General features: G+C 66.7%; 11 protein-coding genes. 2 read left to right on the top strand and 9 right to left on the bottom strand.

The window, feature by feature from the left end; genetic code table 11:
• Positions 1–53: 53 nt before the first annotated feature.
• Positions 54–329, bottom strand: a complete 276-nt coding sequence (locus QU44_RS07365; RefSeq protein WP_033921255.1) for a hypothetical protein — start codon at positions 327–329, stop codon at positions 54–56.
• A 113-nt stretch (positions 330–442) separates the two neighbouring features.
• Here QU44_RS07365 and argJ point away from each other — a divergent pair, with 113 nt between their 5' ends.
• Positions 443–1,663: a bifunctional glutamate N-acetyltransferase/amino-acid acetyltransferase ArgJ gene (argJ, locus tag QU44_RS07360; protein ID WP_033921254.1), complete on the top strand. Its 1,221-nt coding sequence runs from the start codon at positions 443–445 to the stop codon at positions 1,661–1,663.
• Positions 1,664–1,771: 108 nt separating this feature from the next.
• Here argJ and trxA read toward each other — a convergent pair whose 3' ends face one another.
• The 8 genes from trxA to ahcY form a co-directional block, all read right to left on the bottom strand.
• Positions 1,772–2,095: a thioredoxin gene (gene trxA / locus QU44_RS07355; protein ID WP_033921253.1), complete on the bottom strand. Its 324-nt coding sequence runs from the start codon at positions 2,093–2,095 to the stop codon at positions 1,772–1,774.
• Positions 2,096–2,149: 54 nt separating this feature from the next.
• On the bottom strand, positions 2,150–5,545 hold the full coding sequence (addA, locus tag QU44_RS07350; RefSeq protein ID WP_033921252.1) for a double-strand break repair helicase AddA: 3,396 nt from the start codon (positions 5,543–5,545) through the stop codon (positions 2,150–2,152).
• Positions 5,532–8,483, bottom strand: coding sequence for a double-strand break repair protein AddB (gene addB / locus QU44_RS07345; protein WP_033921251.1), 2,952 nt, complete (start codon positions 8,481–8,483; stop codon positions 5,532–5,534). The genes addA and addB overlap by 14 nt, the downstream gene beginning before the upstream one ends.
• On the bottom strand, positions 8,476–9,231 hold the full coding sequence (locus tag QU44_RS07340; protein WP_033921250.1) for a nucleotidyltransferase family protein: 756 nt from the start codon (positions 9,229–9,231) through the stop codon (positions 8,476–8,478). The genes addB and QU44_RS07340 overlap by 8 nt, the downstream gene beginning before the upstream one ends.
• Before the next feature lie 5 nt (positions 9,232–9,236).
• Entirely contained in the window at positions 9,237–10,205 is a 969-nt protein-coding gene (locus tag QU44_RS07335; RefSeq protein ID WP_033921249.1) for an aminoglycoside phosphotransferase family protein, read from the bottom strand.
• Positions 10,202–10,648, bottom strand: a complete 447-nt coding sequence (gene tsaE, locus QU44_RS07330) for a tRNA (adenosine(37)-N6)-threonylcarbamoyltransferase complex ATPase subunit type 1 TsaE (protein WP_052134419.1) — start codon at positions 10,646–10,648, stop codon at positions 10,202–10,204. The genes QU44_RS07335 and tsaE overlap by 4 nt, the downstream gene beginning before the upstream one ends.
• Positions 10,645–12,990, bottom strand: a complete 2,346-nt coding sequence (locus QU44_RS07325; protein ID WP_033921248.1) for a sensor histidine kinase — start codon at positions 12,988–12,990, stop codon at positions 10,645–10,647. Before QU44_RS07325 ends, tsaE begins: the two co-directional genes overlap by 4 nt.
• A 166-nt stretch (positions 12,991–13,156) precedes the next feature.
• Positions 13,157–14,572, bottom strand: a complete 1,416-nt coding sequence (gene ahcY, locus QU44_RS07320; RefSeq protein WP_033921247.1) for an adenosylhomocysteinase — start codon at positions 14,570–14,572, stop codon at positions 13,157–13,159.
• A gap of 239 nt (positions 14,573–14,811) precedes the next feature.
• On the opposite strand from ahcY, the gene QU44_RS07315 reads away from it, so the two are divergent.
• On the top strand, positions 14,812–16,596 hold the full coding sequence (locus QU44_RS07315) for a methyl-accepting chemotaxis protein (protein ID WP_052134418.1): 1,785 nt from the start codon (positions 14,812–14,814) through the stop codon (positions 16,594–16,596).
• The last annotated feature ends 37 nt before the right edge of the window (positions 16,597–16,633 follow it).

Genomic DNA, 16,633 nt, shown 5'->3' with positions numbered 1-16,633 from the left:
GTTGAGAATGGATACGAAAAAGGCGCGCGCGGGCTCCCGCGCCGGCCGACAGCCTATTCGCGGCGGCGCGCGGGGCGCTCGTCCACCGGCAGCAACATCAGCGCGAATCGCGCCGTTTCGATCGTCATTGCGGGTGTCGGCTGCGATCGCAGCGTCTCCAGCGAAGCGCGCAACGGCACTGAAACCAGCCGTGCGGCGGCAACCGCAACCGCCTGCGCGCGCTGCCCGACGGCACTGGCGGCCACGCGCGGCTCGTCGATAACCGCACCGCCAGGGGCAATGCCGGTGATCGCCGCAAGCAGCGCATAGAGGAACGGAAGCAGGTTCACGGTCGCTACTTATGGCGTCGCGCGATGAACGTCCACCGAATGCCGTCAAATAGTGCCGCGCTGCCCGCCGTGCGCCGGTGGCAAACCGCCCCCAACCGCGCTAACCCCCGCGCATGACCCGCTCCCCGCTCGCATTGCCCTTCCCCGCCATCCCCGCCATCGCCGGCGTGTCGCCGCATGTCGCGCGTGCCGGCTACAAGCCCTGGGACCGAGCCGACCTCACTTTCGTGACGCTCGACGAAGGCACCGTCGTCGCTGGCGTCACGACGCAAAGCAAATGCCCCTCGCCCGAAGTCGAATGGTGCCGCCGCGCGCTGGTGCTGGGCCGCGCCCGCGCGCTGGTCGTTAATGCAGGCAACGCCAATGCCTTTACCGGCGCACGCGGCCGCGCAGCGGTCGAGGCGATCGCCGCGCGCACCGCCGGGCATCTGGGCTGCCAGCCATCGGACATCTTCATCGCCTCGACCGGGGTGATCGGCGTCCCGCTGCCGATCGACAAGGCCGAAGCCGGGCTCGACGCCGCCTTCACAGCGCCCCCCGCCTCGTGGGAGCAAGCCGCCAACACGATCGGCACCACCGACACCTTTGCCAAGGGCGCAACCGCGACTGCGATCGTCGATGGCCGCACCGTAACGATCGGCGGTATCGTCAAAGGTTCGGGGATGATCGCCCCCGACATGGCGACGATGCTCGGCTTCGTCTTCACCGATGCCGCAGTCGAACCCGGCTTCCTGCAAGACGCGCTGGCCGACGCCAATCGTGACACCTTCTCGTGCATTACCGTCGATAGCGATACCTCGACCAGCGACACCGTGCTGGTATTCGCCACCGGCCAGGCGGGGAACCGCGTCCTGAGCGATGCCACCGATCCGGGTGCCGACGCCTTCCGCGCCGCGCTCGCCGATGTCTGCCGCCAATTGGCGCATCTGGTGGTGCGCGACGGCGAAGGCGCGACGAAGTTCATCCGCGTCGATGTCGAAGGGGCCGACAGCGACCGAAGCGCCCGCGCGATCGCGATGAGCATCGCCAATTCGCCGCTGGTGAAGACCGCGATCGCGGGCGAGGACGCCAATTGGGGCCGGGTCGTGATGGCGGTCGGCAAGGCGGGGGAACCTGCCGACCGCGACCTGCTATCCATCCGCTTCGGCGGCATCGAAGTCGCCCGCGAAGGGCTAGTGGTCGAGGGCTATGACGAAGCGCCTGTCGCCGCGCATCTCAAGGGGCAGGAGATCGAAATCGGGGTGAACCTGGGCTTACACGAAGGCCGCGCCACCGTGTGGACCTGCGACCTCACCCACGGCTATATCTCGATCAACGCAGATTATCGGAGCTGACGCGCCCCGTCATCCCCGCGAAAGCGGGGATCCAGAAGCCCACGGCTAAGGCTCAAGCCTTCGCCACGGCTTCTCTGGATCCCATCAACCGCCGCGTTAAGGATCAGATCAGCCCAATTCACCCTCAAGCCATGCCTTCAGCCGGCCCTTGGGCTCGGCCCCAAGCTTCGTCGCGGCTGGTTGGCCGTTCTTGAACAGGATCATCGTCGGGATGGTGCGCACGCCATATTTGCCCGGCGCGTCTGGATTCTCGTCGATGTTCAGCTTGGTGATCGTCACCTGCTCGCCCAGTTCCTCGGACAGTTCCTCCAGGCTCGGCCCGATCATCTTGCACGGGCCACACCATTCGGCCCAGAAATCCACCAGCACCGGCTTGTCCGACGCCAGCACATCGGTGTTGAAGCTTGCGTCGGTGATTGCCTTAGTACCCATTATTCTTCTCCTGAAACGTCTTGAAGGCCAATCTATGCACCGCAGCCTAGCGGCTCAAGCGCGCGAGCCCAAGCTTTGCTCCCCGCGCGCGAAGCCCGGCTTGTGCGATGCCAGCGTTTCGGGCGGCAGCGCGATCAGCCTTGGTGCGGCAGTGTAGAGCAACGCCGCCTCGATCGCACGCCCCGGAAAGATCACCGCCAGCGCGGCGGCATAGGCCGCCATTTGCCGCAAATGATAGACCGGCACCTCGTCGATCGTCGCCGGCGCGCTGCGGCCGGTCTTGAAATCGACCAGCACAATCCGGTCGTCGCGCACCAGCAGCCGATCGACCGTGCCCGACACCACCGCGCCCCCGACCACCGCCGCGATCGGCGCTTCGACCAGTGCGTCGTCGCCGAACAAATCGGCGAAATCGGGATGCTCGATCACCGCCAGCGCAGCATCGACGAGCGACGCGGCATCATCCGCTCCCGCCCGCGCCAACCAGCGCTCGCCAGCACTTCGCCGAGCCTCCGCAGCAACCCCCGGCAACCGCTCAAACAGCCCATGCAGCAGCCGCCCGCGCTCGGCAGCGGCGCGCATCGCCGGGGTGGGCGGCGGATCGGCCACCGAATCGTCGCCGATCGCCGACGGGGCCAGCGGCCTTGGCGGACGCGCCTCCTGCGGCGCGGGTCGCCGCGCCCAATCGGGCAACGCGGGCGATGCCTCGGCAGCAACCGCAGCCACGGACTTGGCCGCCACCGGCGGTTCGGCATCGTCGAGCACGCGCGTCTCGCCCGGCGCAGCTCCCAGCGAATCAAACGCCCGCACGCAAGCCGCATACCAGCTAAGCGCCGGCGGCTCGCCCTTGGCGCGCGCCGATAGCGATCCGGCGATCACCAATTGCTCCTCGGCGCGCGTGGCAGCGACATAGAATAGCCGCCAATGCTCCTCGATCTCGCGCTGCTCGGTCGTCGTCAGCAGGTCGCCCAGCGGCCCGCCGCGCTCGTCGGGGCGCGGGCGAAAGATCGGGAAGGCCGCGCCTTCATGCCCATCGGGCAGCCAGTCGAGCAGGTCGCGCCGCGCCGCCTTGGGATCGGCGGTGGCGTCGGCCAGGATCACCAGCGGTGCCTGCAGCCCCTTGGCCCCATGCGCGGTCATCACCCGCACCGCCGCCTGCGGCCGCGACGAATCGCGCACGATCTCGACATCGCCGCGATCGAACCAGTCGAGAAATCGCTGCATCGACGGCGCAGTCAGCCCCTCGAAATTGAGCGCAGCATTAAGCAGTTCCTCGATCGGATCACGCGCTTCCTCGCCCAGCCGGGCGATCAGCTTGCGCCGCCCGTCCATCTCGCCCGACAGGATTTCCTCAAAGAAACGATAGGGCGTCGCCACATCGGCGCGGCGCAGCAACAGATATAGCGGCGCGAGCCGTGCCTCGTCCTGCGTGCGGCGCAGATGCCGCCACAGGCTGGTCGCCGGGCGATCCATCGCCGCCGCCATCAATTCATCCTGCGTCCAGCCGATCAGCGGCGACACCAACAGGCTGGCAAGGCTCAGATCATCCTCGGGCTGCAACGCGAAGCGCACCGCCGCCAGCAGATCCTGCACCGCCAGCGGCGCGTTGAGCCGCAACCGATCGACCCCCGCCACGGGCACCCCCTCGGCATAAAGCCGCGCGACGATCAGCGCCGCCAGGTCGCCGCGCCGCTTGACCAGGATCATGATGTCCTCGGGGCGAAGCGCGCGGCCCTTGGCCCCCAGCCGATGCCCGTCGTCCAGCCATTGCCGGATTTGCCGCGCGATCCGCTTGGCGAGTTCGCGCGTCGCGTCGTCGACCCAACCTTCCTCATCGTCGGCATCGCCCCCCGCCACCACCGGCGGCAACAGCGTGACGATCCCCGGCCCGGCGACTTGCGAGGCATGCGGCTCGATCGCGCTCAGCGCCCCCAGCCCCGGTTCTGGCACCGCCGCAATCGCCGCATCGACGAAACGCAGCACCGTCCGTGTCGATCGAAAGCTCTGCGTCAGCGACAGCGATTGCAGCGGGCGCGCAGGTTCGTTGGGGAAGGGTTCGGCGCTCGCCAGCGCGTCGAACCGCGCCTGCGCCGCGCCGAAATACACCGGGTCGGTGCCTTGGAAGCCATAGATCGCCTGCTTGTAATCGCCGACGGTGAACAGCGTCCGCCCCCCCGATCCCCGCGCGCCTTCGCCCGCGAAAAATTCATCGGCGAGCGAAGCGATGATCGCCCATTGCTCGGGATTGGTGTCCTGCGCTTCGTCGATCAGCACATGCTCGGTCGCCTGGTCGAGCTTGTAGCGCACCCAATCGCCCATGCCGGGCTTGGCGAGCAGTTTCACCGTCGCTTCGATCAAATCGTTGAAATCGACCGCACCCGCGCGCCGCTTCGCCTCGCCATAAGCGATGGCATAGGCCCGCCCCGCCGCAAGCGCTTCGGCCAGGCAATCGGCATAGGCCGCCTGCGATCGCATCGCGAGCAGCGCGCCGCAGCGCTCGTGCAGCCGCACCGCCCAGCCGTCATAGCCCTCATCCTTGGGGCCATGCTTGGCGCGCATCTCACCCTTGGCCGTCGCCCAAACCGAATGCAGTTCGCCCAACCCCGCCGCCCGCGCGCGCGGCGATCCGGTGATCCAGCGCGCGATGATGTCGGCGCGCGCCAGTCCGGTCTTGGTCGCCCAACCGGCATTGGCGGCGGCGATCGCGCGCAGCGATGGCATGTCGAACACATCATCGCCGCAGCATCGCTCGATCTCGGCCCCGATATCGCCGCTCGGCAGATCGAGCGCGCGGCGGATGAACGGGCCGATGCCGCTGGGCAGTGCCGCCATCGCCGCTGGCTTGCGCGCGCATGCCATCAGGAAATCCTCGGCCTTGCCCTCGCCCAGCCGCAGCGACAGCGCGCCGATCGCCTCGACGATCCGCACCCGCCCCGCCGCCGCTTCGTCCTCCAGCATCCGCGCCAGCGCCTCGCGCGCCAGCACCGCCTCCTCGCGCCCTTCGAGCGGGCGGAAGCCGGGCACCAGATCGGCCTCGACCGGGAAGGCCGACAACAGGCTCTGGCAGAAACCGTGGATCGTCTGGATACGCAGCCCGCCGGGCGCATCGAGCACCCGCGCGAACAAGGTGCGCGCGCGCTCGATCTGGTCGATGCTGCCACGCTCGCCCAGCGCCTGTAATTCGGCGAATAATTGCGCCTCGGGGATCCGAACCCAGCGAGCGAGCGTGCCGTTGATCCGCTCGGCCATCTCCGCCGCGCCCGCCTTGGTAAAAGTCAGGCACAATGTGCCCTCGGGCCGCGCGCCATGCAGCAGCAGCCGGAATACGCGCGCCGACAGTACCTGCGTCTTGCCCGTCCCCGCCGATGCCGACAGCCAGATATGCGCGGTCGGGTCCGAAGCTTCGCGCTGCGCGCCCTTCAAGGGGTGGATCACGCTACTCACGGCCATACCATTCGTCGCGGCGCATCAATTGATCATATTCGGCATAAGGGGCAAATTCAGGCTCGAGCTTGGCGATGAAGGGTTCGTCGCCGGTCAGCCAGCGTCCCACCGCATCGGCAAAATGCGCCTGCGCGGTGGCGATGAAGTCTTCGGGTGCGATCTTCTCGCCGCGCCCCTCGACCGGCGATCGGATGAAGCCGAACTTACCCGCGTAGCGCCCCAACGACCAATATTCGAAGGTTCGCGCAACACCATCGACCCGCTCGAACCCGCCGCGCTCGGCAATCAGCCCGATCAGCCCCAGTTGCAGGCTATATCCGGCGGTCACCGCCTTGTTCGACGGCGGCGTGCCGGTCTTGTAATCGACGATGCCCAGCGTGCCGTCGGGCATGCGGTCGATCCGGTCATATTTGCCGTTCAGCGTCACGCCCGCAATCTGCAGCTTGCCTGCCTGCTCGACATCAATCACCGCGCGGCCTTCGTCCCGCTGCCGCGCCAGCTCGCCCGCGATCCAGTCGATCGCCTCGATCAGGCGCGGCTGCCACAGCGCGCGCAGCACCGGATGCGTTCGCGTATCGCCCAGCATCGCCAGCGCGCGCGGCTTGAGTGCATCGGGTCGGCACTGATCCTCCTGCGACCATGCCTGCAACACCGCATGCACCGCCGTCCCGCGCCATGCCGGCGTCGGATCGGCATCGACCGGGTCGAGCGGCATCAGCCCCAGCATCCGCCGCGCGTAAAAGGCATAGGGGTCGGCCTTCAGCCGATCGACCTCGGTCACCGAAATCTTGCGCGGCCGCTTCTCGACCGGCGGGTTCGGCGCAGGCCGCAGTGCAGGCGCATACACCTCGGGCCGATCGAGCGCGCGCGCCCATTCGGCCAGGCCCGCGGGTGCTTCCAGCCCAGCCGACAGCGCCTCCATCCGCAGCCAAAAGCGCGAGGCGATCGTCGGTGAGGACGAATCACGCCGTGCCCGCGTCAGCAGCACTTCGGGCGCACCCAGCGCCATCGAGAAATCATGCGCCGAAAGGCCGATCCGGCGCTCAAGCGAAGGCAGCCCCAATTCGCTGCGGATACGCGGCGCAAGCCACGGATCGGGCGCGGGCAGCGCGGGCCAAACGCCTTCGTTCAGCCCACCCAGCACCATCAGATCCGCCGTCTGCAACTGCGCCTCGACCAGGCCATAGATCGCCAGGCGCGGATGCCCGCCCTGCGGCGGACGCACCGAAACCTCCTCGAACAAGGTGCGAAGCAGCGGCAGCAAATCACCCGGAGCCACCTGGCGCGGCCCGTCGGCGGCTTCGATTTCGAGGTCGGCCAGCAACTGCGCCGCCGCCCGCCCATCGGCCCGCGCCCAAACGGCCTCGCCGCACAATATGGTCGCGGCTTCGCGCAAAGTGGCGATGAGGGAAGACAAGCCCCCCTCGCACGAAGGAGGGACACTCAGCGCAGCAATCCCCTCCAACCGCGCCCGGGCCTCTACCCACCACGCCGCCGCCGTCTCGCGCACCCCAGCCGTCCGCTTGTCGCCCTCGCGCAAATGCGCGTCGATCCCCGCAAGCCCCGGCCCCGGCCTAGGCCCGCGCAGCGCCAGATCGAGCGCGCGCGCGCCTTCGAGCCACGCCAGCCGCCCCTCGCCCGCCGCGACCAGCGGGTGCTTGAGCAATGTCAGCAACGCCATCGGCGCGAAACGCTGGCCGATCGCATCGGCAATCGCCAGCAACAGCGTCCCCGGTGGCAGCGTCGACAATTTCTGCCCCGCCGAATCGTCGACCGCCACGCCCCAGCGCGCGCAATGCGCCGCCACCCGGCGTGCCAGATTGCGATCGGGAGTCACCAGCGCCGCCGTCCGCCCCGGCAGTTCGAGCACTTCGCGCAGCGCCAGCGCGATCGACTGGGCTTCCTCGGCCGGCGTCGCGACTTCAAGCGCCCGCACCCCGTCGAACCGCCGCTGGCCAGCGGGCAACGTCGTCCATAAATGCGTGAACGCCGCGGGCGCCATCGCGCTGGCGATCGCCTTGCCCCGCGCCGGCGTTGCATCCAGCTCGCTCGCCACCCGCCACGCCGCCACTTCGGTACGGTTGACGCCCATCCGGTCGAGCAACAGCTTCAGATGATATTGCGGGTGGGTCTCGATCGACCGAATCCGCGCGCCGGTCACCGGATCGGGCGCGTGCGGCCCGAGCGACGCCCATTGCGCCTCGTCCATATCGGTCGCGAGCCCCGGCAGCACCACCAGCCCGCGCGGCATTTCGGCCACCACCCGCAACAGCCGCGCGATCGGCGGCGATGAATTAGTCACGCCCGCGACGCAGACAAACCCCTCGGGCGGCCGATCGCGCCATGACACGGCGGTGCGATCGAGCAGCATCCGCCGCCGCTCAACCATGTCGATCATGCCCAACCGCGCCAGCTCGCCCGGCCAGCGATCAAGCACCACTTCAAAGGTCGACAGTGCGCTTTGCCAATGGTCCGAAAGCTCGGCGGTCAGCTCCAGATCGCGCAGTGCCGACGCTGCCACCTCCTCGACCTGCATCTGGTCGAGCGTGCGGCCAAGCTCGCCTGCCAGCCGCACCGCTTCGGCCGGCTCGATCGAATCGCCGCGTGCCTCGATCAGCAATCGCGCCAGGATCATCCGGCGCTTGAGGGGTGGCACCGCCGGCGGCACCGGCTCGGCATCGGCGGGATCGAACAGCGGCCCAACCGCCTCATCGAGATCGGGATCGCCGATCGCCACGATGCGCGGCAGCAGCAGCCCGCCCTCGCTCGCGCGCACAAAGGCATCGGTGATGGCACGCCCCGCGCGATGATTGGGCACCAGCACCACCCCGCGCGCCAGCCCCATCCGGTCGCGCCCAAACCGCCGGATCAGCCCGATGGCGAGCGTATCGGCAAACGCCCGATGCGGCGGTATCGTGTACAGGCCGAGCCGGCGCTCAGCCATCGGCGAGCAACGCCTCGGCCTCACCGATCGCGCGCGGGCTGCCGACGTCGAACCACAATCCCTGATGCGTCAGGCCCCAGGCGCGCCCGGCATCGATCGCGCGCTGCCAGAACAAATTGGTCGAAAACGGCCCCTCTGGATAATCGACGATCAGCTTGGGGCTTAGGATCTGTACCCCGGTATAAACGAACGGTGCCAGCCGCCCCGGCTTGCGCCGCCCGACGATCCGCCCTTGCGCATTGAGGTGGAAATCGCCCTGCCCGCGATGGCTAGTCGCGCGCGCCAGCGGCACCATCAGCAGCAGAGCATCCATTCGCTCGGGATCCCACCGCGCCGCCAGCGCCCGGATCGCATCCACCGGCCCGTCGATCCACAGATTATCGCTGTTGACGCACAGAAACGGTGCGTCGCCCAGCAGCGGCAGTGCCTTGGCAAGCCCGCCCCCGGTTTCGAGCAGTTCGGCGCGCTCGTCGGATACCGCTATTTCGATACCCTTCACCCGGTGATGCAGATGCGCTTCCATCACATCGGCCAGATAATGGACATTCACCACCGCCCGCTCGACGCCCGCCGCGCGCAGCCGATCGAACACATGGTCGATCAGCGGCTTGCCCGCCACTTCGACCAATGGCTTTGGCCGGGTAGCGGTCAGCGGTCGCATCCGTTTGCCCAGACCCGCCGCCATCACCATCGCGACTTGCGGCACCGAAACGGCGGGATTGGGCCGCAACGAAAGCGTCTGCGCCATCGGGTTCAGGCTTCCAGCAAGATAGGGTCACCGCGCTTGGCGGCGGGAATATTGGCGTCGAACCAGTCGGCCACCGGGCGAAGCGCCGGATGCGCCAGATCGCGGTGCAGATATTCCCACACCCGTGGGCAGAGCGTGGGATAGCGCGACTTGCCATCGCGCTTCCACAGGCGGGTGAAGATGCCGATGATCTTGGCGTTCCGCTGCGCGCCCAGCACATGATAGGCGGTGTCGAACGCCTGATCGGCACCGGTGATCCGACGATAGCGATCGAGCATCGCCGCCTCCAATGCTGCGGGCACGTCGCGCCGCGCATCCTGCAGCAAAGACACCAGATCATAGGCCGGATGCCCCGCCAGCGCGTCCTGGAAATCGAGCAGCCCCAATGTTTCACTGCCCTCGATCAGCATCAGATTTTCGGCATGATAATCGCGCAGCACCGTCACGGGCGGCGTATCGGCCAGCGGCACCAGCACTTGCGCCCATGCGGCGTGATAGCCTTGCGTATCCACCTCGACCCCGATCGCGGGGCAATACCATTCTGGCAACAACCCCGCTTCGCGCTGATATTCGGCCATGCTGTACGGGGCCAGCGGCATCGGCGCTTCGCCATGCAGCCGCACCAGCACGTCGATCGCCGCCTCATACAGCCGCAATTCGCTTTCGGGCGCGGCATCGGCGGTTTCGCGCAGCCGGGCGTTGCCGAAATCCTCGATCAGCACCAATCCTTCGGCCAGTTGCTCGCCCAGGATTGCAGGCGCGGCAAATCCCCGCTCGTTCAGCCAGCGCGCAACCGATAGGAACGGGCGCGGGTCTTCGTGCGGCGGCGGCGCGTCCATCAGGATCGCGCTTCGTCCGGGTGCGACGACCCGGAAATAGCGCCGGAACGAAGCATCGCCGGCAAGCGGCTGAATCTCAGCATCTTCCCACCCGATCGACGTCAGGAAGGGAACAGCGGCGGCAGGCGGGTTCATGTCAGGGGCCATCGCGCCCTCCAAGCCGCCGGCACCTGTGCTGTCAAGATACGCGCATCATCCTCGGCCACCGCAAGCGTCAGGCGGAGCGCGTCGTGCCACCAATACTCGCCCGCGCGTTCGGGCCATTCCACCAGCAGCGCCGAATCATAACGTGCATCGTCCAGCCCCAGCTCCAGCATCTCGCGGTCATCCTCGATCCGGTACAGATCGATATGCAGCACCGGCAGACGAAGCTCGGGCGGGGCATAGGGTTGAACGATCGGATAGCTCGGACTAGGGGCCTCGCTCGTCAGCCCAAGCTCGGCAAGCAATCCGCGCGCGATGCTGGTCTTGCCCGCGCCCAGCGGCCCGCTCAGCGTCACGACATCGCCAACCGCCAGCACCCGGGCAAGCTGCGCGCCGAACACGCGGCTCTGCGCATCGCCGACCAGCCGGATCATGTGCGCGGCAAGCTGATGGTCACCAGCGTCCCCTCTCCTGGTTGCGACACCAAGGTGATGGTGCCGCCATGCGCCTCGACAAACTGCTTGGCTAGCGGCAGCCCAAGCCCCAGCGCCCGCTCGCCGCCAGCAGTCACGCCATGCCGGGCAAAGCGGTCGAACGCGCGCGCCTGCGCCTTGGCATCCATCCCCGGCCCGTCATCCGACACGATGATCCGCGCCGCTTCGGGCGTGCCATCGACGTGCAGCAAAACCCGGCCACCCGCCGGCGTTTCGGCCAGGGCATGGCGAAGCACATGCTCGATCGATTGGCATATCCGCCGCTCGTCGCCTGCGATCATGCCCGCGCTTGCCTGCGCGTCGACCGCAAAGTCGATCGCCTTGTCCGCCGCTGCCGAAGCCACGCCCGCCGCCGCCGTTTCCGCCGCCAGCTTCAGGTCGAAACGCTGCCGCACCGGCGGCGTATCGCCCTGCGTCAAATCGAGCACATCGTCGACCAGCGTTCCCAGCCGCTCGACCGATTCGAGGATCGCGGCGGTATAGCCCGTCCCGCTCTCGCTCAGCGCCCCGGCATAGCCTGCATGCAGCATCTCGGCGAAGCCCTTGATCGACGTCAGCGGGGTGCGAAGCTCATAGCTCATATTGGCGACGAACTGGGTCTTCACCGCATCGGCGGCCACCAGCGCTTCGTTGCGATCGCGCAGCGCCTGTTCGACCCGCTTGCTGTCCGAAATATCGAGCATCGTCAGCAGCGCGTTGCCGTCGGGCAGCGGCACCGCCGCAAATTCGAAATGCCGCCCATCGGCAAAGGCGACGTGCCCGCCGCGCTGCAACCGGTCGACCGTCGCCGATCGCACCAGATCGGCGATCAGCATCGCACGCTCGGGCTTCGCCAGCCGATGCGCCGCCTCGCGCGCCAGGGCATCGACGCGCGGATGGGTATCGAGCAACTCGGTCGAGAATCCCCACACATTGCGGAACTTGTTGTTCCACAATTGCAGCCTGCCATCGGCGGCGAACACCCCCACCGCCTCGAACAGATTTTCGGTCGTCGCGGTGCGCACCCGCAACAGCGTGTCGCGCGCACTCGCCAGTTGCACCTGTTCGGTGCGGTCCTCGAAAATGATCAGCAGCCCGCGATCGGGCAAGGGCTGCGCCACCACGCGCAGATGGGTGCCACCCGCCAAATGCCAGTTTTCCTCGATCGACTCCTCGGCTGACCGGAACCAGTCACGGCGCTCGGCCTTCCAGCCGGGAAAATCGCGCACCTCGGGCAGCCGCCCCGCCTCGCGCATCCGCTCGAGCACTCGATCGAATTCGGGGCGATCGGCCAGCCATTCGCTGCGCATCGCAAAGATGCGGCGAAACGGCTGGTTGCAAAATACCATCGCATGATCGGGGCCGAACTGCACCACGCCCGCCGAAACCCGGTCGAGCATCGCCCGCTGCGCCTCGCCGAAGCGCTTGATCCCGCTGCGCGCCTGCTCCAGTTCCTCGATGTCGACGGCAAAGCCTGCGGTGCCGCCATCGGCCAGCGGCACGTCGTGCACGCGAAGCATCCGCCGCGCGCCCGCGATCGTCGTCGGCATCGCGCTGGTCTGCGGTGCGCCGGTATCACGCGCGATCGCTGCCTGCGCCATCGGCCCGCCCAGCGCCGATCGTTCGACCAGCTCGACCTGTCGCGCCACCACATCCTCGCCGTCGCTGGCGTCGACTGCGCGGACATAGGCGGTGTTCACCATCGCCAGCCGCAGATCATCGCCGCGATACCACATCGGCATCGGCGCTGCCTCGATCAGGCCGGTCAGTGCGGTATAGGCGTCCTGTAACCGCTCAGCCCGCTCGGCCAGCCGCGCGACTTCGCCCTGCATCTCGGTCGCATCGAAAAACCACACCAGCACGCCGCCGGGTGCGCCCAGCGAATCGGGCGCGCGTTCGCCCACCGCCAGCATCAGCCGCGCCGACCCTTGCGCGCGCACCGCCAGCCGGAATCCGCGTCCGGCCTTGCCCGCGACCTCGATCCCCTTGGCCAGCGCGTCGCGATCCTTGACCACCAATCCTTCATCGCCGATCGAAAGCCCGGCGACATCGCGCGCCGCTGCGGTCAGCCCCAGCCAATCGGCTAGATGGCTCGATAATTCGACCCGCCCGTCGGCGCGCACCACCATCGCCCGCGCCGGTGCAGCCCGCACCAGCGCCCACAGCCGCGCATTATCCTGCTCGCTCACACGCACCCGTGCGCGCAGCGCCAGCCCGGTATACAGCGCCCATCCGGCCACACCGATCAGCGCAGCCAGCACCACGCCGGCAAGCGCGATGTGCCAGATATTTGCCTCGATCATGTCCGCCCGCACCAAACCGGCGCAGCGCCCCGCCCTCGCTTCATGCACTAGCCCTAGAGTGCAGCGGCGATGCGCGGAAGAGGGTGCCGTCGCCGATCACGCCGCACCCAATGAAAAAGGGGCGCCGGTTGATGCCGACGCCCCCTTTGCTGCTCGGTACGACCGATCAGTAGCGATAATGATCGGGCTTGAACGGTCCCTCGACCGGCACGCCGATATAGCCCGCCTGCTTCGGCGTCAGCTGCGACAATTGCACGCCCAGCTTTTCCAGATGCAGCGCCGCAACCTTCTCGTCGAGATGCTTGGGCAGGACATAGACCTGGTTCTTGTACTCGTCGCCCTTGGTCCACAATTCGATCTGTGCCAGCACCTGATTGGTGAAGCTGGCCGACATCACGAAGCTTGGGTGGCCGGTGGCGCAGCCCAAATTCACCAGCCGGCCCTTGGCCAGCACGATGATCTGCTTGCCGTCGGGAAACTCGACCAGGTCGGTGCCGGGCTTCACTTCGCTCCACTTGTAGTTCGACAAGGCGGCGATCTGGATCTCGCTGTCGAAATGGCCGATGTTGCACACGATCGACATCGGCTTCATCGCCTTCATGTGATCGGCGGTGATGACATCGGCATTGCCCGTGGCGGTGCAGAAGATGTCGGCGCGCTTCACCGCTTCTTCCATCGTCACGACTTCAAAGCCTTCCATCGCCGCCTGCAACGCGCAGATCGGATCGATTTCGGTCACCATCACGCGCGCACCGCCATTGCGAAGCGACTGCGCCGAACCCTTGCCGACGTCGCCGAAACCGGCAACCACGGCAACCTTGCCCGCCAGCATCACGTCGGTCGCGCGACGGATCGCATCGACCAGCGATTCCTTGCAGCCATACAGATTGTCGAACTTCGACTTGGTGACGCTGTCGTTCACGTTGATCGCGGGGAACGGCAGTTCGCCCTTCTTGGCGATTTCATACAGGCGGTGGACGCCGGTGGTGGTCTCTTCCGAAACGCCCTTCAGGTTCTTGACCGTCTCGGTCAGATAGCCGGGCTTCTTGGCGACATACGCCTTGAGCGCGCGCTGCATTTCGACTTCTTCTTCATTGTCCGGCTCAGGCATCGTATGACCCGCTTCCAGCTTGGCGCCCCATAGCGCGAACATCGTCGCATCGCCGCCATCGTCGAGGATGATGTTGGACGTCTGGCCGTCGACATCGCCGTCCCAGCTGAAGATGTCGCCGACATAGTTCCAGTAATCGGCCAGGCTCTCACCCTTGATCGCGAACACCGGCACGCCGCTGGCGGCAATCGCGGCTGCGGCATGATCCTGCGTCGAAAAGATGTTGCACGTCGCCCAGCGGACCTTGGCGCCCAGCGCGGTCAGCGTTTCGATCAGCACTGCGGTCTGGATCGTCATGTGCAGCGAACCGGTGATCCGCGCGCCCTTCAGCGGCTGCGATGCGGCGAATTCTTCGCGCAGCGCCATCAGTCCGGGCATTTCGGTTTCGGCGATCCGCATTTCAGCGCGGCCGAAATCGGCCAACGCAATGTCCTTGATCACATAATCCTTGTTGTCGAGCACGGTAGCCAAGACGCTTCTCCAATTCCGAAATTCAGGCGCGCACCGGACTCGCCGACCGCGATTTGGCGCGTTTAGCGGGGTCCCCGTCGCCACGCAATCGAAATATAAAGATATCTTTATATGAGCCAGTTCAGGGACCGGTGTCGCGCGCCAAGCGACTTTATGGCGGACGTCGCATGCTCAGATAGACCCACTCGTCTATCATAGAAGAGATGGGTCGGCATCGGCCCTGAGCTGCGGAAAATCTCATGCTGTTCAAGTCCACCATTCGCGCGAAACTTATCCTTTGCCTGTCGATGTTTGCCTTTGCACTTCTGGCACTTTTGATCACACTCGCTGCGGTGGTCAGAACCGACTCCGCCGCGTTTCAGACGCTGCTCACCGATCGAGTCATACCGCTAGGCGACTTGAAATTCGTTACCGACCAATATGCGGTCGCGATCGTCGATGCTTCCCACAAGGCGCGTGACGGCAACCTTTCCATCGCGGAGGCAGCCGATCAGGTCCGCGAAGGGCGCGCCGAGATCGACGCTCGCTGGAAAGTTTATCGCGCCAGCTTCATGACTGAGCACGAGGAGAAATTGGCAAAAACCGCCGAACAAAGGATGGAAAGCGCGGATCAGGTAGTCGCGGCATTGCAGACCGCACTCGATGCGGACGATCGTGCCGCGCTGGACCGCATCGTCGCGACCGACCTCTACCCTGCGATCGATCCTGCATCGGCGGCGCTCAGTGCCCTGGTCGAGGAACAGATCAAGGTCGCAAAGGAGGTGAGCGACGGTGCCCTCGACTTCGATCGGGCTGCCGTGATCGTGTCCGCCGTCATCGCGCTAATCGCAGGGGCTGTTTGGGTTTTTGCGCTGGTCGTGGCACGCAACGCGATCATCACGCCGATAGCGACGCTGGCCGACACGATGGAAAAACTGGCGGACAAGACCAGCGACGCCCTTATTCCCTATCAGGAACAGCCCAACGAGATTGGTCGCATGTCGCGCGCATGTGAGATTTTCCGCTCCGCTGCCGTCGAACGCGCCTTGGCCGAGAGTGCCGCAACCCAGACTCAGCAGCAGGTCACCGCTGCCTTGCGCGACGCGATTTCGGCGATTTCCGCTGGCGACCTCGGGCGCGACATCAACAGCCCCTTCCCCATCGACTATGAGCCCGTCCGGCAGGACTTCAACGCCGCGCTGATGCGCCTGCGTGGGTTGATCGGTGCCGTCGCCGAAAGCGCGCGCGGCATTACCACCGGCTCCAGCGAGATTGCGGTTGCAACCGAGGATCTGGCCCGACGTACCGAAGGCAATGCCGCAAGCCTCGAGGAAACCAGTGCCTCGATCACGCTGATGGGGAAACGGCTGCAAGGCGTGGCAGACTCCGCCGCGCGCACCCTGCAAAGCGCAGACGAAGCAGCGCGATCGGTCGAAAACGGACGCGAAGTCGCTGCCTCTGCATCTGATGCGATGGCGCGGGTGTCGGACAGCGCCCGCGGCATTGACGACGTGATCGAGGGGCTAGACAAGATTGCGTTCCAGACGCGCGTGCTGGCGATGAACGCTGCCGTAGAGGCCGGTCGCGCCGGTGAGGCGGGGCGCGGCTTTGCCGTGGTCGCCGATCTGGTTTCGGCGCTCGCAATGCGCGCTGAGGAAGAGGCCAAGCGCGCCCGCGACCAACTAACCGTAACCCAGTCCGAAGTCGGATCGGCAGTAGAGATGGTCGCCCGCGTCGATGCAGCGCTGGTTCGGATCGCCGACGCGACGGGACAGGTCCACACGCTGCTCGATTCGATGTCACACGAAAACCGCGCCCAGGCTGAAGCGATCACCGACATAGCGACCGCCGTCGCCGCGATGGACCGCGCTACCCAGCAGAATGCGGCGATGGTCGAGGAAACCTCGGCAGCCGCGCGCAATCTGCAATCCGAAGTATTGACGCTAAACGAACAGGCCGGGCAATTTCGCGTCAGTCAATCGGCGAGGAGCCGGCACGGAACAGGCATGGCGGAAGTGCAGCATCTCAGCGCACAGCCATCATAGGCCGCATAGCTCGCGGCGCACGCTCGTCAGGGCACGC

This window comes from Sphingomonas sp. 37zxx (assembly GCF_000786205.1).
GTDB lineage: Bacteria > Pseudomonadota > Alphaproteobacteria > Sphingomonadales > Sphingomonadaceae > Sphingomonas.
Note: the sequence above shows the minus strand (reverse complement) of the source record. Positions and strands in the feature narration are given on the sequence as shown.

Excerpts from the sequence above, each read along its gene's own strand:
- argJ (WP_033921254.1), top strand. The coding sequence starts at position 443 with ATGACCCGCTCCCCGCTCGCATTGCCCTTCCCCGCCATCCCCGCCATC.
- trxA (WP_033921253.1), bottom strand. The coding sequence starts at position 2,095 with ATGGGTACTAAGGCAATCACCGACGCAAGCTTCAACACCGATGTGCTG.
- addA (WP_033921252.1), bottom strand. The coding sequence starts at position 5,545 with ATGGCCGTGAGTAGCGTGATCCACCCCTTGAAGGGCGCGCAGCGCGAA.
- addB (WP_033921251.1), bottom strand. The coding sequence starts at position 8,483 with ATGGCTGAGCGCCGGCTCGGCCTGTACACGATACCGCCGCATCGGGCG.
- QU44_RS07340 (WP_033921250.1), bottom strand. The coding sequence starts at position 9,231 with ATGGCGCAGACGCTTTCGTTGCGGCCCAATCCCGCCGTTTCGGTGCCG.
- QU44_RS07335 (WP_033921249.1), bottom strand. The coding sequence starts at position 10,205 with ATGAACCCGCCTGCCGCCGCTGTTCCCTTCCTGACGTCGATCGGGTGG.
- tsaE (WP_052134419.1), bottom strand. The coding sequence starts at position 10,648 with ATGATCCGGCTGGTCGGCGATGCGCAGAGCCGCGTGTTCGGCGCGCAG.
- QU44_RS07325 (WP_033921248.1), bottom strand. The coding sequence starts at position 12,990 with ATGATCGAGGCAAATATCTGGCACATCGCGCTTGCCGGCGTGGTGCTG.
- QU44_RS07315 (WP_052134418.1), top strand. The coding sequence starts at position 14,812 with ATGCTGTTCAAGTCCACCATTCGCGCGAAACTTATCCTTTGCCTGTCG.